The sequence below is a fragment of the Pseudomonas sp. MAFF 730105 genome (assembly GCF_055380705.1).
In genome coordinates, this window is sequence record NZ_AP018438.1 from 1,651,649 (window position 1) to 1,675,453 (window position 23,805).

A 23,805-nucleotide genomic window follows, 5' to 3' on the forward strand; every position below is an offset into this window, starting at 1 on the left:
AATTGACCGCGAACCTTGTACAAAGTTAACTGTATGTTCGTACAGTATTTTTGGATCGGTGCGTCATGAGCTTTTCAATTCTAGGCCCTATTGCTGAGGGTGGCTTGAAGCTGCCCCTGTGTTCGTTTCGTGTACCCGCCGGGTTTCCATCCCCGGCGGCGGACCACATCGAAGCGCACATCTCATTGGATGAGGTTCTGAACATTCGCGCCCCGCATGTCTACCTGGTTTCCATCGCAGGGGAGAGCATGCAAGGCGCTGGGATCTTTGAAGGGGACCTAGCCGTTGTTGATCGTGCGATGGAACCTGCGCATGGCCACATCGTCGTGGCGCTGCTGAACAACGAACCCGTATGCAAACGCCTGTGCATTCGTGGGAAGGAGGTGATTCTCCTGTCGGAGAACCCAAAGTATCCACCGAGGTACGTGCTCGAGGGCGACGAGCTGGTCATCTGGGGCGTTATCACCTGCAGCGTGCGCAGCCATGTCTAAAGCCCAGCCCGTTTTCGCCCTGATCGACTGCAACAGCTTCTACGCCAGTTGCGAAAGAGTGTTCCGTCCGGACCTGGCCCGGGTGCCCATCGTGGTGCTGAGTAACAACGACGGGTGCGTGATCGCCCGCAGCTACGACGCCAAGCCCTACGTAAAAATGGGCGAGCCGTATTTCCAGATCAAGCACAAGCTGCAGAAGCACGGCATCGTTCCGTTCTCGTCCAATTACGCGCTCTATGGGGATATGAGCGAGCGCGTGATGACGCTCATTGAATCGATGGTACCGGCTGTCGAGGTCTACAGCATTGACGAAGCCTTCGCGGATCTGACCGGCATCGACGGCCGGGATGCCCTCGGGCGAAAGATCCGCAGCCAGGTACTGCGCTGCACAGGTATCCCAGTCGGGGTAGGGATCGCTCATACCAAAACCCTGGCAAAGCTGGCGAACCACACCGCCAAGCGGCTCCAGGTGCAAACGGGCGGTGTGGTCGACATCTGCGACCCGTTCAAGCGGGACTGGGTGCTGCGCAACACCGACGTGTCTGAGGTCTGGGGGTTGGTCGAAAGATGAAACTGCACCTGGACGCCATGGAGATCAAGACCGCCATGGACCTAGCCAACGCCGACCCCTGGACGCTACGCAAGAAGTTCAGCGTGGTGATCGAGAAGACTGCCCGCGAGCTGGCTGGCACGCCGTGCCTGGAGCTGGACGAGCCGGATCCGCCGAAGCAGGAGATTTGCTGTAGCCGGATGTTCGGTAAGCGGCTCACGGAGCTGGCGCCGATCAAGGAAGCGGTTGCCACCTACATTATGCGCGCCTCGGAAAAGCTCAGGGCGCAGAAATCGTTGTGCAAGAAGATCCGCGTCAGTATCCGCACCGGCATGTTCAATCCGGAGGAGGCGAAGTATGCCAACGGCGTGTTGATTGACATGCCGTATCCCACCGACGATGTGCGGCTCCTGACCAAGGCTGCGGTGGATGCGCTTAACCGGGTCTTCCGGCCAGGATTCAAGTACAGCAAGGCTGAGGTATTGTTGATGAACCTTTGTCAGCAAGGCGAGTACACCGACGACCTGTTTGCTACATCCCAGCCTGCCGACGCTACGAAACTGATGGCCGTGCTGGATCAGATTAACGAAAGGTGGGGAAGGGGAACGCTGCGTTCTGCATGCGTGCCGATCAGTCCGGGCTGGGGGATGCGCCGAGAAATGCTGAGTCAGAGCTATACGACGAAGCTTGATGAGCTTTGGAAAGTGAGATGCGAGTGATGCTACGTTTATGGCTATTTCATGTCATTATGATGGCGCGCATCAGCTAGGGCCTAAGCTTCCACTTAAGAATTACGGCCTTCTGAAACGATAAAGGGACCCCGAAGGATCCCTAGACATCAATAAACCCAAAGACATTTCTATGGGTAGGCAGTAATAGGACCAGTATAGGGATTTTTTGCATGAAGACAATGGTTTTTGTGGATTATTGGAACCTGCAGGCGACGCTTCAAAAGGAGAACGGAAAGCATCTAGGCTTATCGGGCCAAGCGTTGCGAGATCACCGTTTCAATGTGGATTGGTTCAACCTGGGGCCCATCCTCACAAATCTGGCTTCTATCCATGCCTCACCTACTCCCGGCACGCCGTTGCCATTGACGTATCAAGAGACCCGAATCTACACGTCCAACGACCCAAATGGTGATGGCTCTTACAAGCATTTTGCGCTCAATACGTTAGGTCGTAGAGCGGGTATCCGGGTGTCATGTCAGGACAGGCGACCTAAACGAAACCCAGACTGCGCCCATTGCTTTGCAGAGATGGATGTCTGTCCACATTGCACGAACGCGATTAAGGCAACGCAGGAAAAAGGTGTCGACACTTTGCTTGTTACGGACATGCTCTGTTTAGGTTTAGACGGGACTTATGAAGTCGCATTGTTGGTGACCCAAGATTCTGATATGGCACCAGCTGCTGCTCATCTAGGATCTAAAGGCATCAAGGTGATTCAGGTAGGAATGAGACATTTTGGGGCGGGCTTAGCTCAAGATTGCTGGGCAAGCTTTGATCTGTTCCCTCTCCGCAGCCAGATCCAAAGGGCTTGACTCTGAGCTACAGCTCATCCTATTACTTTCTGAGATCCGCCTCAGCCTGGCACTGATTATTGTGCCAGTTTTGCCAAGCTTCTTCTTCGTCTTTGTAGGTTTCCGAACATACGAGCCGAGGTTGAATCAAGTGGACGTCGCTCGGGTCTAGCGAAAAAATGTAACGATCCGCATGTTGAATTATGATTTTTCGCAAAAAACGCGCCATACCCTCCTCTAAAACTGTGCCTCGCGTCCATGAACGTTTACCAATGCTTGTGTGAAGAAGGTGTTTTGGGCTCAGTGGGAGGAGTATGTCGGTGTTGTTCACTCCCCATCCACCGTTAAAGTTATAATTATTAAAATCCTGAAAATTCAATCTGATAAGAGGGTTGTCGGAAGTCGGCCAAGATATGCCTGCCGGTGCATGAAGGACAGTCCACCGTTGTTGGGGAATGCGTTTAAGGGTGTTTGTCAAAAGATGCTTTATATTCCAAAGCCATAACCCTCGTCCGACCGTAGTCTCGGCATGCACTTGCCATTTTCCGACGTGAGGCTTCTCAATACTGATTTTAAGAGGGAATTCACCAGCCCCGATAATTTCGTTAACTTGAAGCGGCTTATTTTCACGGGCGCTTCGCTCAAGGTTATCAATAGCTCGCGCCAATGTTTCATCCATCAACGGCTTCAATGTCTTATTTTGACGGCTAAGAAACTCCTTTAGCCGTGCTGGAGTTCGTACGTCTTGGGCTACAGCAAAGCGCACCAAATGCCGCCAGTGATCGGGTGTGAGGCGCTGCTCATTGACGACGCGGTGTATCGCCTCCCGCGCTGGACTTTCAAATTCACGATCGAGCCAGCGCTCAATCTCATCCGTCTCCTCTTGCCCGATCAGGGAGGTGTAGAGATGTCGTCGAAAAGCGATACTTTTCAAGGGTAGCTCTTCCCAGAGGGGGAAGCTTTCATGGGGGACTAGCAATCGAAAAGTAGAAATCCTGCCCTCACACTCCCACTGCTTTAAATACAGCTCCGGAACGTAATGGTTTCTAACGCGTAGCTGCTGCATTCGCATCTCCTGGCTCCACGGTTCGTTGATAATGGGGAGAGAGGTTTGGGGCAAAAATGGGGCAAACCGTACGCCAAACCATGCCATTCAATGCCCAATATGCATTAACGCAAGCCGGTGGCTGCGGGTGCTACAGCCAGTAATTACGGGCCTTTGGTCCCAAAGCCGTCGCATACCCAAGCACAATCGGCGTGTGCTGGAGGCGCATCACGGCTAGATTCTTCCGGGGTGAACGTCATCTTGCGTATACGTTCCGCTCTTTAGCCGCACGCGGCGTTCTTCCTCATAGCGAAGGCCATTTCGAAGGGTATACAGCAATGATGCTGCATCAGCATCCGCACCATTGAGGTCAAACATCGTTGACGAGACGCGATAGTGACCCGCAACCATATTGAGTACATCCGCTACTGCAGACAGTGCTTCTTTGACTGCAATCCGTGAAGCGGGCGCAAGAGGCACAACGTGTTGCCCAAGTGCCAGATCCAGATCCCGGTGTGCGAGCTTCCGGTTTCGCCAGTCACGGGCGAATGCAGTCGCGGTAACCGCCTTGCTGGTCGATTCTATCAGGCTAGTCTCAGCTGGTGACCCGATGAGAGTCTCCTGTAGCCGTTGAAGGCTGAGATTGCTCTTGCCGACGGACCGTGGCGGATCTGTCAGGCGAGCAAGATGAAGAAGCAAATCTCCCCACAGGCTGTCTTGGACTGTTCGAAACATTGCCGGCGCCGCTTTATTCAGAAGATCAACCCGCTGTGGGCTTGTACCGAACAGTTCCACGAACTGTGACCATTTCTGGTAAATCAAGGCAACCTCCTGCCAAAGGGCACTGTAGATCGCGCCGATCTCCTGCCCCATGACCGCAATGTTTTCGTCACTGGCTTGCTTTGCTGTACGTTCAATTGATGACATTGCTGTGCCTCCTAACGAGAGCCTGGCCATGTTTGATATGACCGGTGTTTTCACCCATGGTCCACAGTGCTCCACGGACATTTCCGCTCACTTCCTGCGTCTCTTGCTTCTCAACCAGCAGGGGCAACTCCATAAGGGTCGCCTCCAGGGCTAGTTGGTTCTCCTACAGCCTTTCCTATACATCCGATAATGAATAATCACCAAGCATCACGTCGACTCCTTTCAAGAAGCACACAAGCATAGTACCGGCAGTGCCCATGTCAGGCAGTAATTGCAGCTTGCTTAGAAATTGCTGTAATGCGAAGAAGTCGCAGTGGATTAACCCGTCTGGTCTGGCTAGGGCGTTGGAGGACTGCTAGACCAATCCGGATTGGGGATGCGCCGCGAGCTGATGAGTCAGAGCTATAAAACCAGGCTTGATCAGCTGTGGACGGTGGCTTGTAAATAGTGGTGTGGTGATCGGCTAGGAGGACGCGGGGATGGTTCTGGGCAGGCTGAGTACCATTGAAGCGCTGGTGTCTGTTTCAATTCCGTCGGAGTCTTCAAAACTAGAAACAGACACCTTAACAGACACCTAGTTGACGCAGGGTAGGCTGGAAGCCTCTAAAATGGTGGAGCGGGTGAAGGGAATCGAACCCTCGTTATCAGCTTGGGAAGCTGGAGTAATGCCATTATACGACACCCGCTCAGAGCGGCTGACTTTGTACCAGATGTGGGCGCGGATTTGAAGTTTTTCTTTGCCTGGGGTGAGGTTCCGGGTCGACCCAAGCCTCAAACCAGAGCGGTCATTCGCGGGCAAGCCCCGTTGTCGAGGGGGCTTGCCCGCGAGGACGCGGTCTCAGATTGCCAGTGCATGGTAGCCCTGCACCTGGCTGTAGCGTGGTCGGCTTTCGTGGTGGCCCGGCTTGAGGAAGCCCAGCAAGGCGTTGCGGCTATCCCGGAAGGCGGCCTTGTGTTCCATGTCCAGGAAGTGCCCGGTGGCTTGCAGTGTGCTGAACGTACTGTGTTGCACATAGTCGGCGAACAGCCTCGCGTCGGCGGCCGAGGTGTACTCGTCCCATTCACCGTTCAGGAACAGTACCGGCACGTTGATGTTTTTCGCCGCCCTTGCGTAGCAGCACAGGTCGCTCTGGAGCACTTCGCTGATGTGGAAATGCATCTGCCCGTATTCATGCTCGGCCAGGTTGCTGACATGGCGATGGTTGAAGCGCTTGAACAGCGGCGGCAGATGTTTGCCGATGGTGCTGTTGACCAGATGCCCCACCCGGTCGCCGTCCAGGTTGCCCAGGTAATCGACGCCACGCTCGAGGTAGTCACGCATCGGCGCATTAAGGATAGGTGAGAATGAACTGATCACCGCTTTCTCGATGCGCCGTGGGCGATGGGACAATGCGGTCAATGTGGCGGCACCACCCCATGAGAATGACAGCACGTGTTCGGCGGCGAAATGGTCGATCAGCTCCAGCAGGATCTGGCCCTCGACCTCCTTCGTCAGCATCTTCTCGTGCCGGTTGTGGGGCTTGGATTTGCCTGCGTACGGTTGGTCATACAGCACGACGTTGAATTGCGGATGAAGATTCTTGACGGTCTGTGCAAACGACGCGGTAGTGGCCAGCGAGCCGTTGACCAGAATGATGGTCTTTTGTGCGGCGTCTGCGCGATAGAACTCCGTGTAAACCCGATACTGACCCTGTATATCCAGCACAGCGATTTCTGGCCTCATGTCATAGACTCCTGGCAAGCGGGTATGCGCGCAATGAGATTGCACGGGCAATGTGACAGGTAGGCATTCGCCTGGAAGATAAGGCCCAAGTCGATCCATACAGACCGGTCGACGGGTGTTGTTATTAGGCGGGCAGTCTGTCGGCGGGCAAGGCGGAACCAGAGGGTTCTGGCCGACAAAAAGTTTCTTAGAGGTATGGGGTGACTCATCGGTCACATTTCGGCCGACGGTTTGATTCAAGCAGGGGGACGGCCGTTGCGCAAGTGTCCTTTTGAAAATTGTTCGACACTTCTGCCCGGCGGTCATCGGCTCAGATCAGGCAGACCTCTTCCGGGGTCAAGGCGCGGTATTGGCCCGGCTCGAGATCTGCATCCAGCGAAAGCGGCCCCATGCGTTCGCGGTGCAGGCGCAACACTTTGTTGTCGAAGTGGCCGAACATGCGCTTGACCTGGTGATAGCGCCCTTCAACGATACTCAGTCGCGCCGACTTCGGCCCCAGCAGCGCCAACTCCGCAGGCTGGGTGGTGAGGTCTTCGAAGGCAAAGTACAGGCCACGGGCGAAGGTGACGGCATACTCGGCAGTGATGGTCTGCTCGGTCTCGACGTAGTAGACCTTTGGCAGCTTCGTTTGCGGCTGGGTCAGGCGTCGCGACCAACTGCCGTCATTGGTGATCAGCATCAGCCCGGTGGTGTTGAAATCCAGGCGCCCGGCGATGTGCAGGTCGTCCTTGTCCGGTTCGTCCAGCCAATCGAGCACGGTGGGATGCTGCGGATCGCGCGTGGCACTGACGCAGCCGGCAGGTTTATGCAACATGAAATACCGCGCCGATCGGCCTGCCTGCAGCAGTTCGTCGTCGACTTCGACGCGGCTGAACTCGCGGACCTGGGCGTGCGGGTCGCTGATCACCTGTCCGTCGATGCGCACCCGGCGCGCCACCAACAACAACCGGACCTGTTGGCGATTGAAGCGCGGCAGATTGCTGAGGAAACGGTCGACGCGCATGGGGCATTCAGGCCTGGGAGCGGAGGGCGGGAATCTTACTGGATCGGCTGCTGCTTGGCGCGCAGTTGGTTCTCGACCTGGGCACAGCGCGGGCACAGGCAGGATTGATCGCGCAGCTCGACCGGCAATGCCTCGAGCACGGCCGGGTCGATACTCACGCCGTAACACCAGCAGGTTCGGTCGGCTGTTTTCGGGTTTGCCAGGGTGCAGTCATTGGCGCTGCCGCAGGCAGGGCACAGGTCGGGTTTATTCATAACTGGAGTGAGGCATCTCAACGCAGGTTCGGTTGCTTCCGGTCTGTCGGGCACGTTGCAGTGCATGATCGGTCCGCGACAGCAGGCTGTGCAAGGTGTCGTTATCCTGCAAGGTGGTGAGGCCGATGCTGATGGTCGCCAACAGTTGCTTGCCACTGCAGAAATAGCGCTGCCTCTCGATGTGCTGACGAATCTTTTCGGCGATTTTCAGACCTGTCTGTCCGTCGGTGTCCTTGAGCAGGACGACAAAGGTGTCGGTACTCCAGCGACACACGATGTCCGAATGCCGCAGGCTATCGCTCAGGTCGCGGGCAAATCCGCTCAGCAGCTGGTCGCTGACGATGTGACCATGGGTGGTGTCCAGTCGCTTGAAATCGTCCAGCTCCACCAGCAGCGCCGTCAAGGGTTTGGGCTCGCGCTGGGCTTCGTGCAGGGCTTGCACGGCCAGCAGGTCGAAGCCACGACGGTTCGGCAATTCGGTCAGGCTGTCGAGGGTGGATTGGGCGTCGATGCGCTGCTGGTAGTGATTGATCAGCCGATAAAGGATGGCCAGGACCGCCAGCGTCACGAGCACGCCGATCAGCAGGTTCAAGTACAGCGTCTTGAGCATGTGGTCACGCACAGAGGCATGGGCTGCGTAATAACCCAGCAACGCAATGATCAGGAAACCTGTACCGAGCAGCGCCACCACCGCCAGGAGCGGCTTGCGCTGGGAATACAACGGCGAACGGAGCGACATGGCGATTCCCTTGGCACAGACCCAATGAAGTCAGTTTAGTGGCCTTGTGGGAAAAGACATTCAGATTTGCCGGTTTGCAAGATTGTGGCGAGGGGATAAATCCCCTCGCCACAGGGCAGTGTTTACTCAAGGGTCGTCAGATAAGCTCGCCACCCCCCAGATGGCTGATGTCCTGAGCGCCCTCCAGGCCATACGACTCGCAGATGAATCCACTTTCCCAGCGCCCATCGGCCAGTTGCACCTTGCCCAGCCCCAACGGTGCGGGAATGCCAGTCAGGAACGAGCCCAGTTCACTGCTCGGCAGCTCCCAGACTTCGACCTCGATCGCCACGCCGCCTTCACGAACCCGAACCATGCCGGGACGCAAGAGTGGGCCACCGGCCAAGGCATGGAGGCGGTAGTCCGGCGAGCTTTGGGTGGCCTCGATCAGCCGGGCACCGCGTTGCTTGAGCTGCCAGTTCAGTGCCAACCCGTCCAGGTGTGCGCCACACACCACCAGTCGCGCCCGGTCATGGCGGGCCGGATGGCCGGGAACGGGCAAGGCCTTGCCCTGTTGACGCTGCAAGGCGTCGGCCACGCTCAAGAGGTATTGATCGGTGAACGCTCGACCGAACAACGTCACGCCCCAGGGCAAACCGTTGGCCATGAACGCGCTGGGCACGGCGACGGCGGCGTAGTCCAGCAGGTTCATGAAATTGGTGTAGTACCCCAGCTCCGAGTTGCGCAACACGGGTTCGGCGGCCAGTTCTGCGAGGGTCACCGGCCGGCCGATGGTCGGGGTAAGTACGCAATCGAGCGCGTCCATGGCCCGGTCGCATTGGGCTTTGAGCGCTTGCAAGCGATAGCGGGCGCGGAAGGTTTGTACGCCATCCACCGTGGGTGCTTTCGCCAATACGGCACGGATGACGGGCAGTACGGCGTCGGGCTCGCGCTCCATCAATGGGCCGGCAACGCTGTAGCGTTCGGCCACCCACGGGCCTTCATAAAGCAGCCGCGCCGCTTCCAGGAACGGCGACAGGTCCAGTTCCACGGCTTCGCCGCCCAGACGTTCGAGGCGCTCAATGGCATCCAGGAACAGTTGCGGACCTTCAGGACAGCCGAAAAACGCCAGGTCCTGTTGGCGCGGCACACCGAAGCGAAAGCGCCGGGGCGTGCCGAACGCGGTGCCATCGTTCCACTGCGGGTTGTGACGACTGTAGTCATCACGAGGGTCTGGACGGGCCGTCAGCGCCAAGAGCTGGCTGGCTTCTTTCGCCGTCCCTGTGAAGGTGGTGACGCAGTCCAGCGTGCGACAGGCCGGAACCACGCCCGCCGTGGAGATCAACCCCAGGGTGGCCTTCAACCCCACCAGATTGTTCAGCGCCGCTGGCACCCGACCAGAGCCGGCGGTGTCGGTGCCCAAGGCAAAACTTGCCACGCCCAAGGCCACGGCCAGCGACGAACCGGCGCTCGAACCGCCTGCCGGATAGTCGGGCAACACACTGTTGCGGCAGGCACCGTAGGGCGAGCGAGTGCCATTGAGTCCGGTGGCGAATTGGTCGAGGTTGGTCTTGCCCAGGGGGATCGCGCCCAGTGCCAGCAACTGCTCGACAATGGTGGCCGAACGGTCCGGTACGTAGGCAAATGCCGGACAGGCTGCGGTGGTTGGAATGCCGGCCAGGTCGATGTTGTCCTTGATGGCAAACGGTACGCCGTACAGCGGCAGGCTCTCCAGGTCGCGGCCTTCCAGCGCGGCCAGGTAGGGTTCCAGTTCCGCGGCCGTCAGCAGGTGGATAAACAGGTGATAGTCCGGGTTCAGCGCCGCGGCTTTTTCCCGCAGGTCCAACAGCAATTTCCGAGGCGTCAGTTCGCCGCTGCGGTAGGCATTACGCAGGTCGTCCAAGCGAAGCGAAAGGTTCATGGTGTTAATCCTTTGATTGAGTTCAGTCATGTTCCAGCACCACGACGCGCTGTCCGGCGCGCACCGCCGAACCGGGCTGGACGCGCACCTCGTGTACCACCCCGGCCACGGGTGCCAGCACCGGTATTTCCATCTTCATCGACTCCAGGATGACCAACACATCGCCGGCGGCGACCCGAGCGCCAACCTTCACCTGAACCTGCCAGAGGTTGCCGGCGATGTGGCTGTCGACGCTCAGTTGACCGTCAGTCAGCTGCGCATCTTCACTCGGCGCGATAGCCGGTTCTTCACTGTCGAAGTGCGCCTGGCCACTGGCGATCCAACGCTCGCGCTCAGCGTCGAAGGCGCCTTGTTGCTGGCGTCGGAACGCGGCGATGCTGTCAGCCTCCTGGGTCAGGAAATGCTGGTAGTCAGCGAGATTGAGCTGGCTCTGCTCGATCTCCAGGTTGAAGCGGCCCAGGGGGAAGTCCCGGCGGATGCGCAGCAGTTCATCGGCGCTGACCGGATAGAAGCGGATCTGGTCGAAGAACCTCAGCAGCCAGGGTTTGCCGTCGAAGGCGGCGACGTCCCGATAACGATTCCACATCTGCAACGTGCGCCCGACGAACTGATAGCCGCCAGGCCCTTCCATGCCGTATACGCACATGTAGGCGCCGCCGATGCCCACCGAGTTTTCCGCGGTCCAGGTTCGGGCCGGGTTGTATTTGGTAGTCACCAGTCGATGTCGTGGGTCCAGTGGCGTGGCGACCGGTGCGCCGAGGTAGACGTCCCCCAGGCCCATCACCAGGTAGCTGGCGTCGAACACTGTACGCTGCACTTCATCGAGATTGGGCAGGTCGTTGATGCGCCGGATGAACTCCAGATTGCTCGGGCACCAGGGCGCGTCCTTGCGCACCGTAGTCATGTATTTCTCGATGGCCAGCTGACAGGCCGGATCATCCCAGGACAGCGGCAGGTGGACGATGCGCGACGGCACTTGCAGGTCCTGGGCGGCGCACACTGCGTCCCATTCACCGACGATGAGGGGCAGCAGATCGGCCAGGGGCATTTGCTCGGGTTGGTAATGCACTTGCAGCGAGCGAATGCCTGGCGTCAGGTCGATCACGCCGGCCAGTTGCTTGTGTTCCAACGCTTGCATCAAGGCATGGGCGCGAAAGCGCAGCACCAGGTCCAGTTCGGGGGCGCCGATTTCCAGCAGCAGGTGGGTGTCGCCGGCTAATCTCGCCACCATCCGGGTGTCGCCTTGACCGATATCCAATACCACAGGCGACACGATCCCCTGTGGGAGCGAGCCTGCTCGCGATAGCGGCCTGACAGTCAATGATCCAATGACTGAAAGATCGCCTTCGCGAGCAGGCTCGCTCCCACACTGATCCCATTTCAGGGCCAGTGAGCGGGCGGTGGAGATATCCACCGGCACAAACCGCACCTTGTCTCCCGCCTTGAGTTGCCCCAACTGCCAGAGGTCCGCTTCGATCACCGTCACCGGGCAGACGAAGCCGCCCAGGCTCGGGCCGTCGGGACCAAGGATGACGGGCATGTCGCCGGTGAAGTCCACGGCGCCGATGGCGTAGGGGTTGTCATGGATATTGGAAGGGTGCAGCCCGGCCTCGCCACCGTCGGCACGGACCCATTCGGGTTTTGGCCCGATCAGGCGCACGCCGGTGCGGCTGGAGTTGAAGTGCACTTCCCAGGCCGTGTCGAAGAACGTCTGGATGTAGCGCTCGGTGAAATATTCGGGTGCGCCGTGGGGACCGTAGATCACGCGGATCTGCCGCACGCTTGGCAGTTCCAGGATCGGCGCGCGCGTTGGCGGCAGTGTCGCGTGCTCGTCCAGCGATGCCAGGTGCAACACGTCGCCAGTACACAACGCTCGTCCGCCGTGGCCGCCAAACTGGCCGAGGGTGAAGGTGCTTTTACTGCCCAGGTAATCCGGCACTTGTACGCCGCCTTGCAGGCACAGGTAACTGCGCGCCCCGGCGCCAGAGATGTTGCCGATCGCGAGGGTGGCGCCGGCAGCAATCGACAACGGTGTATTCATCGGCACCGCTTCGCCGTCGAGCGTGAGGGCAATCACCGCACCGGTCACCGCCACCCGGGCAGTGCAGTTGAAACGCAGCAGCGGCCCGTTCATGGTGATTTCCAATGCCGCCGCACCTTCTTCGTTGCCCAAGAGGCGATTGCCCAGGCGCAGGGAACGGCTGTCCATCGGCCCCGACGGCGGCACACCCACGGCCCAATAGCCGAGGCGGCCGGGATAGTCCTGGACGCTGGTCTGGGTGCCGGGGCTGAGCACTTCGACGGTGTTGGCGCGATAGATCAGCGCTTCCAGGCAGCGGGTCCAGGGCTGGCCGCTGGCAAACGGTGTGTCGAGGAGAATCTGTTGCAGGTATTGGCGGTTGGTCTCGACGCCGTACAGCAGGCTTTCGTCCAGTGCTTGATGCAAGCCCAGGCGTGCCTGCTCGCGGGTGGGCGCCCAACGAATAACCTTGGCGATCATCGGGTCGAAGTAGGGCGGGATCTGGCAACCGGCCTCGACCCAGGTGTCGATGCGCAGTGCTTTGCCGTCGGCCCGGGGAAATTCCACGGCGGTCAGCAGCCCCGGGCTTGGCTGGAAATCCCGACCGGGGTCCTCGGCATACAGGCGCGCCTGGATCGCGTGGCCCTCGGCTTTCAAACCTCGGCCCAGCTCGCTCAGTGGCGGCAAGTCACCGGCCGCCAGTTGCACCATCCAGCGCACCAGGTCCACGCCCCACACCTGCTCGGTGACGCCGTGCTCCACTTGCAGGCGGGTGTTCACTTCCAGGAAATAGAAGCGCCCTGCGTCGCTGTCGAACACGAACTCCACGGTGCCGGCACTGCGGTAGTTCACGGCCTGGGCCAGTTGGATCGCCGCTGCACAGAGTTCGTCGGCCATGCCCTCGGGCAGGTTCGGCGCCGGGGTTTCCTCGAGGACTTTCTGGTTGCGCCGTTGCACCGAGCAGTCGCGCACGCCCAGGGCGATCACCTGGCCCAGACCATCGCCGAATACCTGCACTTCAAGATGCCGCGCGCGTTCGATGTACTTTTCGATGAACACCCCGGCGTCGCTGAAGTTGTTCTGGCCCAGGCGCTTGACCGCTTCGAAGGATTCGCTCAGGTCGGCGGCGCTGCGACACACGCGCATGCCGATGCCGCCGCCGCCCGCGGTACTTTTGAGCATCACCGGATAGCCGAGCTTTGTACCCGCCAAGAGCGCGGCGTCGAGGCTGTCGAGCAGTTCGGTGCCTTCGAGCAGTGGCACACCGTGCCGGCGCGCCAGGTCGCGGGCGGTGTGCTTGAGACCGAACACACGCAGTTGCTCTGGCGTCGGACCGATGAAGGCAATTCCGGCAGCCTCGCAAGCTTCAGCGAAGGCGGCGTTTTCCGAGAGAAAGCCGTAGCCGGGGTGGATCGCGGTCGCGCCGCTGCTTCTAGCAACCGCCAGGAGCTTATCCACCGCCAGGTAAGTACCGGCCGCCGCGCCTTCGCCCAGGCAGTGGGCTTCATCGGCCTGGAGGATATGCAAGCTGGCGGCGTCGGCCTGGGAATACACCGCCACGCCCTTGACCTTCAGCTCACGCAAGGTCCGCAGGATGCGGCAGGCGATAGCGCCACGGTTGGCGATCAGGATTTTTTCGAACATGGCATTACCCCTCAGGCATGCGTGCTGCCTGAACTGGGATGCGGGCCGTCCCGCAGTTTTCGATGGCCGCCGGGGTCGTCCCAGGTGGCAAACCTCCAAGCATCACTGCGGCCCTTGTGGGAGCGAGCCTGCTCGCGAAAGCGGTGGTACATCCAACATCGTTGTGACTGACAGACCGCTATCGCGAGCAGGCTCGCTCCCACAGGGGGGAGGTGGTGTGCATGAATCTGTGTTTACTTGATGCACTGCCCCGACCGGCTCTGGCACAACGCGAACAGCCAGCGGCGAAGGCGGGTGAGTTTCAGTTCCATATCAAAAGCTCCGCTGGCGTGGGGTTGTAGGCGTTGCACGGGTTGTTCAGTTGCGGGCAGTTGGAGATCAGGACGATCACGTCCATCTCGGCCCGCAAGTCGACATATTTGCCCGGCGCCGAGATCCCGTCTTCGAAGGTCAGGCCGCCATCGGCGGTGACCGGCACGTTCATGAAGAAGTTGATGTTCGGCCCGATGTCGCCCTTGCCCAGCCGACCGTCGTGGGCGCAGGCCCGCAGGTAGTTGTCGCGGCAGCTGTGCATGTAGCGTTTTTCCAGGGCATAGCGCACGGTGTTGCTTTCCTGGGCGCAGGCGCCGCCGAGGGTGTCGTGGCGCCCGCACGTGTCTTCGACGATGGTCAGCATCGGGTGGCCGAGGTTGGAATACAGCACGCTGCCGGTGCTCAGGTAAACGCAGTTCTGCCGGCGCAGGGTGCGCTGCACGTCGTAGCGTTCCTTGGGGTTGGCCAGGCTGTAGAACAGCGTATCGACCGCCTGGTTGCCTTCCAGGTCGAGGATGCGCAGGGTCTGGCCCTTCTTGACCTCCACCAGCCAGGGTTCCCCGGCGGGGATGGTGGCGCGATAGATGGCGGCGTCAGGCTGCTTTTGTACGGTGGCGATGGCGAGTGACATGGCGGCGATCCTCAGGCGAACAGGCGGTCGGTGTTGATGAAGCCGCGCTGGTTTTCCGGGCGCGAATGACGGCAGTGCTCGGCGACGCTGGCGTCGGCGTTCATCCAGCTGAGCTTGAGCGGTTGTGGCGCGTATTGCGGGTTCGGGTCCATTGGGTGTTGCAACGCGGTCAGTACCACCAGGGTGTCCATCGGGGCGTACAGCTCGATGTAATCACCGGCCTTGGAATGGCCTTCGACGAAGTGAAAGCGGCCGGCCTCATCGACGTTGACCCGGCTGAACAGGTTGAGGGTCATCAGCAGGTCGGACAGGCCCAACCCCCATTTGCCCAGCTCCACCAGCAGGTTGTCGGTGCCGTTGCGAAAGAACCCGTTGCGCAGTTCCTGATAGCGACCCTGACCGTATTTTTCAGCGACTTCCTCGGCGCAGAGCACGCCGCCCAGGCTATCGCTCCAGCCGCAGGTGTCGGCGGTGATGGCCGCCAGCACCCGGCCCATGTCGGAGTAGAGGCAATGGCCGGCGGTGAGCTTGGCGGTGTGTTGGCATTTGAGGCTGTCGGGCAGGTTCAGGCGTTCGGTTTTTTCGTTGGCATTGAGCAGTGTCAGGCTCACGTTGGCCCCGCCGCGCAGATCGGTCAGGCGCAGCAGTTGGCCGCGCTTGAGCACGAAGGAACGGTGGCCGCCGCCGGGCAGCAGTTCTTCGGCGAAAGGTGTAAACAATTGGGTCGAATCGGTCATGGCAAAAACTCCTTTCAAGCGATACGCAACGTGCCGGCCAGTTCGGCGGGCAGGGCGTCGACGGCGGCACGGGCGGTGCGGCGGTCGCTGTTCAATGGAATGTCGTAGGTAATACGTGCGCCATAGGCGCCGGGGGCGTGCGGGTCGACACGGACCTTGTCGAACACCAGCAGGCGCGTGCCGAGGCTGAAACCTTCGCTCAGGTCGTGGGTGACCATGAACACCGTCAGCCGGGTTTCGCGCCACAGCTCCAGCAACAGGCTGTGCATGTCTTTGCGAATGCCCGGGTCGAGGGCGCCGAAGGGCTCGTCCAGCAGCAGGACACGCGGCTTCATGATCAGTGCCTGGGCGATCGCCAGTCGCTGTTGCATGCCCCCGGACAGTTGCGCCGGGTATTTATCCAGCGCATGGCCCAGGCCGACCTTGTCCAGCAGTTGCGCGGCGTCTTCGCGGGCCTGGCGCTTGGCGCTGCCGAACAGGCGGCCCAGCAGCGGCGAGCGCGGCAACTCCAGGCCCAGGGTCACGTTGTCCAGCACGCTCAGGTGCGGGAACACCGAATAACGCTGGAACACCACGCCCCGGCTGGCATCCGGTTCGCCGGCCAAGGGCTCGCCGTCCAGTAGAATCTGTCCGCGGCTGGCGCGTTCCTGGCCCAGCAGCAGACGCAGGAAGGTCGACTTGCCGCAACCCGAAGCGCCCACCAGGGTGCAGAACTCACCCTCGGCGACCTTCAGGTTCAAACGCTCCAGTACCACCTGATCGGCGTACTGTTGCCAGACATTGTTCACCGTAATGAAGCTCATGCCTTCGCCCCCTCGTACCAGGGGAACGCTTGCCGGGTCAGGCGCTTGAGGCCCCAGTCCATCAGCCAGGCGAGCAGGGTGATCCACACCACGTACGGCAGGATCACGTCCATCGCCAGGTAACGACGCACCAGGAAAATCCGATAGCCCAGTCCATCCGTGGAGGCAATGGCTTCGGCGGCGATCAGAAACAGCCAGGCCGAACCCAGCATCAGCCGCAGGGAAATCAACAGGCGCGGCAGCAGTTGCGGCAGCACCACCCGCAGCATCAGCGTCCAGGTCGACGCGCCGAGGGTCTGGGCCTTGATCAGCAGCTCGGATGGAATTTCCCGGGCGCGTTGTTCCAGGTCGCGGGCCAGGCACGGTGTGATACCAATCACGATCAGCATCACTTTCGACAGTTCCCCCAGGCCGAAGACGATGAACAGGATCGGCAGGATGGCCAGCGGCGGCACCATCGACAGCACCGTGAGCAACGGCGATAACGGTGCGCCAAACAGTGGCAGCGTCCCGGCAGCCATGCCCAGGCATAACCCGGCCAGGGCGCTGATGCCCAGGCCGATGGCCAACCGGCGCAGGCTCGACGCGGTGTCTTGCCAGAGCAGGTATTCGCCACTGCGGGCATCTGGTGTGAAGGCCAGGCGTTCGACCGCATCGGCCATTTGCACGGCACTGGGCAGCAGCTTGTCGTTGGGGTTGTCCGTCAACCGTTCGGCCGAGCCCATGAAGTAGGCGAACAACACCAGCGCGAATGGCAGGATCACCAGCAACAAGCGGCTGGGACGATCCGGGTAGCGGTTGATCAGGCGCATGCCAGGTCCTCCGGTTTACAGCTTGGCGTCGGCGGCCAGTTGTACGTAGGTCGGGTCGAAGCGCAGCTTGAGGTTGGCCTTGTCGCCGCGGGTCACGCCATTGGCGAACGTCATGCCAACCGCGTCGGTGCTCTTGGCGCCTTCGCCCAACAAGCCGTGCTGGAACGAGAACTTGGCCACTTTGCCCATGGTGGCGGGCAGTTGCTCGCTGGTGGCGAAGCTCAGGGCTTCCTTGGGCGTGGCGAACAGCTTGGTGGTGTCCAGTTGCGCCTGGAAGCCGGCCAGGTCAGTGCCCGAGGCTTTGGCCATGTGCTCCAGCGCTGCCTTGCTGCCGGCGTTTTTCGCGTTCATCAGGGCGACCACTTCAAACCAGGCGCCGGTCAACGCTTTGCCCAGGGCTGGGTTGTCCTGGAGGGTCTGGGTGTTGACCACCATCATGTCCATGATTTCGCCGGGAACCTGACTGGAATTGAACACTTCGCTCACGCCTGGCTGGGCTTTGATGTCCGAGAGCATCGGGTTCCAGGTGGTGACGGCCTTGACCTGGTCGGTGTTGAAGGCGGCGGAGATATCGGCGTCGGAGGTGTTGACGACTTTCAGGTCTTTCTCGGCGAGGCCAACGGAATCCAGGGCGCGGGCCAGTAGGTAATGGGACACCGACAGTTCCACCAGATTGACGTCCATGCCCTTGAGGTCGGCGACTTTCTTGCCTTCGCCCTTGAGGACGATGCCGTCGTTGCCGTTGGAGAAATCACTGACGATCAGCGCCGTGCTGTCCACGCCACCGGCTGCGGGAATGGTCAGGGCGTCCATATTGGTCATGGTGCAGCCGTCGAACTGACCGGCGGTGTACTGGTTGATGGATTCGACGTAATCGTTGAGCTGCACGACATCGATCTTGATGCCGTATTTTTTTGCCCATTTATCGACGATGCCTTGGCTACCGGCGTATTCCCAGGGCATCCAGCCGGCGTAAATAGTCCAGCAGACGCTGAAGTGGTCTTTCTGGGCGGCGATGGACGAGAAGCTCGCGAGGGCCGAAAGGGCGGCGAGGAGCAGGGCGGACAGACGAAGCTTGAGCATGGTGGTTCTCCAGTTGATCAAGGGCGGACAGGAGCAACGCGGCACCGCGAACGGTGGCTTGTCTCCCGGGCTTTTGTCCCGCCGTGTAACCTCAACTGGAGGTCGCCAACTCTCGGACCAGCCACTCGCCAGAAGCGAGCCGGAACCCTAGTCAGCCATTGCAAATTGTGGTGCCGCGAACCTGTGATGACTCCTGCACGGAATTATTAAAGCGAGAGCCGTGCCAATTCGGGCAAAGGCCCGGACTAGAGAGAGCGGGTGTTGATAAGGGATGCTTGAGGGCGGATTTGTGCGTGCTTGTGGTGCCGTCGCGCACCGGAAGAGGGCGACGAGCGACATGTTTCCAGTTGTTGCCACATCGCACCAGATTCCGATTTTGCTGTCTGAATATGCGTCAGTCACACAACGTTGACTGCCGCCCATCAGCGTCGCTGATGTGGCCCATCCGCGGTCCAGGAGGCCGCCATGTATCGACGACTGCTGCTCATTGCGTTTCTCGGTTTGACTCTTTCGGCCTGCGTGCCTTACTACGACGGAGACTCGAGCTATTACCGTTCCGAGGTCTATACCTCACCAGCGCCGGTCTATTACGGCGGTGGGAGCTACTACTCGGCGCCGCGCTACTATTCGGCACCAAGGTATTACCAACCGGCGCCACGCTACTATTCGGCACCGCGCTACTATCAACCCGGCCCTCGCTACTATTCACCGCCGCGGGCGGCCTATCGGTCTTATCCGAGTCGGGGCGGCTGGGACGGCCGTGACCGGGGTGGTTGGGATGATAATCGGCGTGGCGGGCGTGATCATCGAGGACGGGGCGACCACGATGGACGGGGCAGCCATCGCTGATCTCCAGATAATTGAAAGCGGCGCATCGAGCGCCGCTTTTTTTTGCCTGCAACAAAACCTGTGGGAGCGAGTCTGCTCGCGAAAGCGTCGGGTCAGTGACATTAAAGTTGGCTGATACGCCGCTATCGCGAGCAGGCTCGCTCCCACCCGGTTTCGCTCGGGACTTCTACTCATTGGCCAGATCCGCCAGCGGATGCCGCCCCTCCCAGGCTTTGTGGAAATGCGCCTCCACCGCCGCTTCAGGCACATGGTTGATGTCCGGCCAGTGCCAGTGGGGTTTCTGGTCCTTGTCGATCAACCGGGCCCGCACGCCTTCGCTGAATTCAGGATGTCGGCAGCAATTGAGACTCAGTGTGTATTCCATGCGAAACACGCTGGCCAAGGACAAGTGCCGGGCTCGGGCGATCTGCTCCCAGACCAGATGAGCGGTCAGCGGTGAGCCTTCGGTCATGGTCCTGGCGGCCCGGGCGATCAGCGGATCCGGATGATCCACCAGCAGGCTGAGGGCCTTCCAGGCGCAGCGCACGTCGCTGACATCCAGCCATTCGTCGATTTGCTGTCGACGTGGCAACCATTGGGCTTCGGGTAACCGATCGAGGGCTTCGCGCTGCAAGGCCTTGAGCAGGCTGTTGAGTTGCATATCGGTCTGTTCCTGCCAGTTGAGTTGCAGCAGGCCTTCGATCAGGTCGTCCTGTTGTTCATCCAGCAAAAAACGGTCGGCCAGGTCCAGGTCGATGGCATCCCGGGCGTTCATGTGGGCGCCGGTCAGGCCGAGAAACAGCCCGAGCTTGCCTGGCAGGCGCGACAGGAACCAACTGGCGCCGACATCCGGGTACAGGCCGATGCTGATCTCCGGCATCGCCAGGCGACTGCTCGGTGTGACGATCCGGGTGCTTGCGCCCTGCAACAGGCCCATGCCGCCGCCGAGCACATAGCCGTGGCCCCAGCACACCAAGGGCTTGGGGTAGGTGTGCAAGTTGAAGTCCAGGCGATATTCCGCCGCGAAGAATTGCGCCGCCAACGGCGGCACTTCACCGGGATGGGCGCGGCAAGCCTCCACCAGGCTGCGTACTTCGCCACCGGCGCAGAAGGCCTTGGCGCCGTTGCCACGCAGTAATACACAAACGATTTGCGGTTCCCGGGCCCAGGCATCGAGACGATCGCGCAGCGCGTTGATCATCGGCAAGGACAGGGCGTTCAAGGATTTTTCGGCATCCAGGGTCGCGATGCCAATACGGGCCCCCGTGATGCCCGTGAGTTCTTCGAAGTGCAGATTCATCGTGACCTCGATCAGAAATTGAATGTTCAGTATGAACGCTGTGTGGGAAAGTGCCGGTTCTGCGTCAGATCAATTGACAAGCCATGTAGGCTTTCCTAGGGTGCGCCCATTGTTTTTACTGGGTGCAATCATGACTGCTGACGACCGTATCAAACTCGAACCGAGCTGGAAGCAGGCGCTGCGTGCCGAGTTCGACCAGCCCTACATGGCAGAGTTGCGCGAATTCCTGCGCCAGGAGTACGCCGCCGGCAAAGAGATCTACCCACCGGCCTCGTTGATTTTCAATGCCCTCAATTCCACGCCACTGGACAAGGTCAAGGTTGTGATCCTCGGGCAAGACCCGTACCACGGCCCGGGCCAGGCCCATGGCCTGTGCTTTTCGGTGCAGCCGGGCGTCCCTGCGCCGCCGTCGCTGGTGAATATCTTCAAGGAATTGAAGCGCGACTTGAACATCGACATCCCCAGCCACGGCTACCTGCAAAGCTGGGCCGACCAGGGCGTGTTGCTGCTCAATACCACCATGACCGTGGAACGCGCCAATGCCAACGCCCATGCGGGCAAGGGCTGGCAGCATTTTACCGACCGGGTCATCGAAGTGGTCAGCGCGCATCAGCCGCATCTGGTGTTCCTGCTATGGGGCGCTCATGCCCAGAGCAAGCAGAAACTGATCGACGCCACCAAGCACCTGGTGCTGACCTCGGTCCATCCGTCGCCGCTGTCGGCTTATCGTGGCTTCCTGGGATGCGGGCATTTCAGCCGGACCAACAAGTTTCTCGAACAACACGGCGAGGCGCCGATCGATTGGCGATTGCCGCCGGTTTAAGTGTTCGACAGTGCGGGCCTCATCGCGAGCAGGCTCGCTCCCACAGAGTGTGCGGCGCTGGCACAGATCAATGTGGGAGCGAGCCTGCTCGCGAAAAGGGCGACACGAATGATCAGTCGGGACCCGATCGTCGCATCCAATACCTGAACAACGGCTCCGCCAGAAACAATACGAACAGCAGCCGCATCACCTGCAATGCCGTCACCAACGGCACCGACAATTGCAGCGTCTCTGCCGTCAGGCTCATTTCCGCGATGCCGCCGGGCATCATGCCGAGGGTCAGTGAGCGCAGGTCCAGGCGGGTCAGGGTGCTCAGGCCCAGTGCCGCGAGGGTGGCGATCAGCATCGTCAACACGGTGCCGATCAGGGTACGCCCCATGAACGACGGAGCTCGTCGAAAGAACTGCCGGTTGAAATGACAACCCAGACCGCTGCCGATCAGCCACTGGCCAATCTGGCTGCCGCCATGGGGCAAGCCGATGTGCAGGTCCCAACCGATACTGACCGCCGCACTTACCAACAGCGGTCCGAACAGCCACGGGTTGGGTTGACGCAGGCGTTCCCAGATCCAGGCGAGCAGGGCGCCCGCCGGGAACAACAGCACCAGCCACAGCCAATCCACGGTGGTGGCGTGCTGCACCGGTGCGCCTTCACCCAACAGGTATTTGAAGGCAGCAGGCACGCACAGCACCACCACCAGGACTCGCAAACTCTGGCCCGCGGCGACGCGGCTCAGGTCTGCGCCATTGCGCGAGCCAAGGTTGACCATTTCGCCGGAGCCGCCTGGCATGCTGGAGAAAAAAGCAGTGGCGCGGTCCTCGCCGGTGCGGCGCATCAGCCACACACTCACCACGCTGGACACGCTGGTGATCAGCGCGCCGAAAAAGATCAGGCCGAAGTGGCCCAGGACCTGCTCCATCACCAGCGGGGTGAAGTGCAGGCCAATACCGATGCCCACGACCCATTGGCCGCATTTACGGCCGCCGGGGATTTCCTTCAATTGCCACGGCGTCAGGCAACGCACCAGGATGATCGCCAGCAACGAGCCGACCATCCAGGGCAAAGGCCAGCCGATCAGGCTGGCCAGATAACCGCCGGCCAGACCGACCAGCGGTGTTCCCCACCATTGTCTGAAGGTTGTTTCAGACATTGGCCACTGCACGTCGTTGGGCGGCGCGGCGACGCCAGATCCGCAGCAGTGGCATGAACAGCATGATCGCCGTCAGGATCCAGCAGCCGAAGGTGATCGGACTCGACCAGAGGATTTCCAATGCACCGTTGGAAATCGACAGCGCGCGCCGCAGGTTCTGTTCCATCAGACCGCCAAGGATGAACCCCAGCAGGACCGGCGACAGTGGGAAGTCCAGCTTGCGCAGGATGTAGCCGAAGATGCCGATACCAGTCATCAGGAACAGGTCGAACGTGGTGGCGTGCACCGCGTAGACACCGATGCCGGTGATGATGGCGATGACCGGCACCAGTGCCCAGTTCGGCACCGCCAGGATACGGGTGAACACGCGGATCATCGGGATGTTGAGGATCACCAGCATGATGTTGGCCACGAACAACGATGCGATCAGGCCCCAGACGATGTCCGGTTGTTGTTGGAACAGCAGTGGGCCGGGGGTGATGTTGTACAGCGACAGCGCGCCGATCATGACCGCCGTGGTGCCCGAACCGGGAACGCCTAGGGTCAGCATCGGTACCAGCGCGCCGCAGGCCGCGCCACCGATGGCGGTTTCCGGCGCGGCGAGGCCACGCTTGTCGCCCTGGCCGAAGGTACCGCTGGCACCGGCGATGCGCTTCTCGGTCATGTAGGCCACGGCACTGGCCAGAGTCGCGCCTGCACCCGGCAGCACACCCATGATGAAACCAAGCACGCCGCATCGCAGGTTCACGACGAACACCGAGGCGGCCTCCTTGAAGTTGAACATCATCCGTCCGGTGGCTTGCACCGCTTCCTGGCCGCGATGGGTTTTTTCCAGCATCAACAGGATTTCGCTGACGGAGAACAGACCCAGTACCAGCACGACGAACTGGATGCCGTCGGCCAGGTGGACGCTGTCACCGGTGAAGCGGTACACGCCGCTGTTGGCATCGATCCCGACAGAAGACAGGAACAGACCGATCAACGCCGCGATAAACGTCTTGAGCGGGCGGTCGCCGGCCATGCCGCCGAGGCAGACGATGGCGAACACCATCAGGACGAAATATTCCGCCGGTCCGAAGGCAATCGCCCATTTGGCCAGCAGCGGAGCGAACAGCACCATGCCACAGGTGGCGATGAACGCACCGATGAACGAACTCCACGCCGACAGCGACAACGCCACGCCAGCCAGGCCCTGGCGGGCCATCGGGTAGCCGTCGAGGGTGGTCATCACAGTGGAAGCTTCCCCCGGGATGTTGAGCAGGATCGAGCTGATGCGCCCGCCGTATTCGCAACCCAGGTATACCGCTGCCAGCAGGATCAACGCCGATTCCGGCGGCAAGCCCAGGGCAAACGCAATCGGGATCAGCAGGGCTACGCCGTTGATCGGCCCCAGGCCGGGCAGCAGGCCGACCACGGTGCCGATCAGGGTGCCGGTCAGCGCTGTGACGAGGTTATAAGGCGTCAGTGCGACACCGAAACCCTGGCCGAGATAATTCAGGGTATCCATA

18 protein-coding genes, 1 tRNA gene, 3 pseudogenes and 1 riboswitch are annotated in these 23,805 nt (G+C 60.6%); of the genes and pseudogenes, 5 read left to right on the forward strand and 17 right to left on the reverse strand.

Annotated features, from left to right (window positions below; translation table 11 throughout):
- The first annotated feature begins 65 nt into the window (after positions 1-65).
- The 3 genes and pseudogenes from PCOSP_RS07425 (at position 66) to PCOSP_RS07435 (ending at position 2,584) form a co-directional block, all read left to right on the forward strand.
- The gene (locus PCOSP_RS07425; RefSeq protein ID WP_043041970.1) at positions 66-491 is read left to right on the forward strand and encodes a LexA family protein; all 426 of its coding nucleotides are present in this window, start codon (positions 66-68) and stop codon (positions 489-491) included.
- A pseudogene (umuC, locus tag PCOSP_RS07430) lies at positions 484-1,760 on the forward strand (translesion error-prone DNA polymerase V subunit UmuC). Before PCOSP_RS07425 ends, umuC begins: the two are co-directional and overlap by 8 nt.
- Positions 1,761-1,942: 182 nt before the next feature.
- Positions 1,943-2,584, forward strand: a complete 642-nt coding sequence (locus PCOSP_RS07435) for an NYN domain-containing protein (RefSeq protein ID WP_464710740.1) — start codon at positions 1,943-1,945, stop codon at positions 2,582-2,584.
- A 22-nt stretch (positions 2,585-2,606) separates the two neighbouring features.
- Here PCOSP_RS07435 and PCOSP_RS07440 read toward each other — a convergent pair whose 3' ends face one another.
- The 14 genes and pseudogenes from PCOSP_RS07440 to PCOSP_RS07505 all read right to left on the reverse strand — a co-directional run bounded on the left by PCOSP_RS07440 (position 2,607) and on the right by PCOSP_RS07505 (position 18,196).
- The gene (locus PCOSP_RS07440) at positions 2,607-3,629 is read right to left on the reverse strand and encodes a DUF4238 domain-containing protein (protein WP_464710741.1); all 1,023 of its coding nucleotides are present in this window, start codon (positions 3,627-3,629) and stop codon (positions 2,607-2,609) included.
- A 213-nt stretch (positions 3,630-3,842) separates the two neighbouring features.
- Positions 3,843-4,535 (reverse strand): AbiU2 domain-containing protein, encoded by a 693-nt coding sequence (locus tag PCOSP_RS07445; protein ID WP_464710743.1) that lies wholly within the window; start codon positions 4,533-4,535, stop codon positions 3,843-3,845.
- Positions 4,536-5,147: 612 nt separating this feature from the next.
- Positions 5,148-5,221: transfer RNA gene (locus PCOSP_RS07450), tRNA-Gly, on the reverse strand.
- A gap of 152 nt (positions 5,222-5,373) precedes the next feature.
- Positions 5,374-6,258, reverse strand: a complete 885-nt coding sequence (locus PCOSP_RS07455) for an alpha/beta fold hydrolase (protein ID WP_139649721.1) — start codon at positions 6,256-6,258, stop codon at positions 5,374-5,376.
- 310 nt (positions 6,259-6,568) lie between these two features.
- Complete coding sequence (locus tag PCOSP_RS07460; RefSeq protein ID WP_464710744.1) at positions 6,569-7,261, reverse strand: pseudouridine synthase; 693 nt, start codon at positions 7,259-7,261, stop codon at positions 6,569-6,571.
- A 35-nt stretch (positions 7,262-7,296) separates the two neighbouring features.
- Complete coding sequence (locus PCOSP_RS07465; RefSeq protein ID WP_139649717.1) at positions 7,297-7,515, reverse strand: cysteine-rich CWC family protein; 219 nt, start codon at positions 7,513-7,515, stop codon at positions 7,297-7,299.
- Positions 7,508-8,119: pseudogene (locus PCOSP_RS07470) on the reverse strand (GGDEF domain-containing protein); the annotation flags it as partial. The pseudogene PCOSP_RS07470 and the gene PCOSP_RS07465, both read right to left, overlap by 8 nt.
- Positions 8,120-8,376: 257 nt before the next feature.
- Positions 8,377-10,154: pseudogene (gene atzF / locus PCOSP_RS07475) on the reverse strand (allophanate hydrolase).
- Between the two features lie 22 nt (positions 10,155-10,176).
- Positions 10,177-13,818 carry an urea carboxylase gene (gene uca / locus PCOSP_RS07480; protein ID WP_464710746.1) on the reverse strand — a complete coding sequence of 1,214 codons (3,642 nt, stop codon included), beginning with the start codon at positions 13,816-13,818 and terminating at the stop codon, positions 10,177-10,179.
- A 301-nt stretch (positions 13,819-14,119) separates the two neighbouring features.
- Entirely contained in the window at positions 14,120-14,761 is a 642-nt protein-coding gene (locus PCOSP_RS07485) for an urea amidolyase associated protein UAAP2 (RefSeq protein ID WP_175386944.1), read from the reverse strand.
- Positions 14,762-14,772: 11 nt separating this feature from the next.
- Positions 14,773-15,498 (reverse strand): urea amidolyase associated protein UAAP1, encoded by a 726-nt coding sequence (locus PCOSP_RS07490; protein WP_139649705.1) that lies wholly within the window; start codon positions 15,496-15,498, stop codon positions 14,773-14,775.
- 14 nt (positions 15,499-15,512) lie between these two features.
- The gene (locus PCOSP_RS07495) at positions 15,513-16,301 is read right to left on the reverse strand and encodes an ABC transporter ATP-binding protein (RefSeq protein WP_041021089.1); all 789 of its coding nucleotides are present in this window, start codon (positions 16,299-16,301) and stop codon (positions 15,513-15,515) included.
- Positions 16,298-17,113 carry an ABC transporter permease gene (locus PCOSP_RS07500; RefSeq protein ID WP_041021088.1) on the reverse strand — a complete coding sequence of 272 codons (816 nt, stop codon included), beginning with the start codon at positions 17,111-17,113 and terminating at the stop codon, positions 16,298-16,300. The genes PCOSP_RS07495 and PCOSP_RS07500 overlap by 4 nt, the downstream gene beginning before the upstream one ends.
- Positions 17,114-17,128: 15 nt before the next feature.
- Positions 17,129-18,196, reverse strand: a complete 1,068-nt coding sequence (locus PCOSP_RS07505) for a putative urea ABC transporter substrate-binding protein (protein ID WP_175364049.1) — start codon at positions 18,194-18,196, stop codon at positions 17,129-17,131.
- A 60-nt stretch (positions 18,197-18,256) separates the two neighbouring features.
- Positions 18,257-18,358: riboswitch (guanidine-I (ykkC/yxkD leader) on the reverse strand.
- A gap of 303 nt (positions 18,359-18,661) precedes the next feature.
- Between PCOSP_RS07505 and PCOSP_RS07510 the strand changes: the two genes are divergently transcribed.
- Positions 18,662-19,045, forward strand: a complete 384-nt coding sequence (locus PCOSP_RS07510) for a hypothetical protein (protein ID WP_139649699.1) — start codon at positions 18,662-18,664, stop codon at positions 19,043-19,045.
- A gap of 166 nt (positions 19,046-19,211) precedes the next feature.
- Here the strand turns inward: PCOSP_RS07510 and PCOSP_RS07515 are convergent, their stop codons facing one another.
- Positions 19,212-20,324: an enoyl-CoA hydratase/isomerase family protein gene (locus PCOSP_RS07515; RefSeq protein ID WP_139649698.1), complete on the reverse strand. Its 1,113-nt coding sequence runs from the start codon at positions 20,322-20,324 to the stop codon at positions 19,212-19,214.
- A 127-nt stretch (positions 20,325-20,451) separates the two neighbouring features.
- On the opposite strand from PCOSP_RS07515, the gene ung reads away from it, so the two are divergent.
- Positions 20,452-21,147, forward strand: coding sequence for a uracil-DNA glycosylase (gene ung / locus PCOSP_RS07520; protein ID WP_175386948.1), 696 nt, complete (start codon positions 20,452-20,454; stop codon positions 21,145-21,147).
- Between the two features lie 112 nt (positions 21,148-21,259).
- Here the strand turns inward: ung and PCOSP_RS07525 are convergent, their stop codons facing one another.
- Positions 21,260-22,297, reverse strand: coding sequence for an AbrB family transcriptional regulator (locus tag PCOSP_RS07525; protein ID WP_175364047.1), 1,038 nt, complete (start codon positions 22,295-22,297; stop codon positions 21,260-21,262).
- Positions 22,290-23,804 carry a tripartite tricarboxylate transporter permease gene (locus tag PCOSP_RS07530; RefSeq protein WP_139649692.1) on the reverse strand — a complete coding sequence of 505 codons (1,515 nt, stop codon included), beginning with the start codon at positions 23,802-23,804 and terminating at the stop codon, positions 22,290-22,292. The genes PCOSP_RS07525 and PCOSP_RS07530 overlap by 8 nt, the downstream gene beginning before the upstream one ends.
- Position 23,805: the final 1 nt, after the last annotated feature.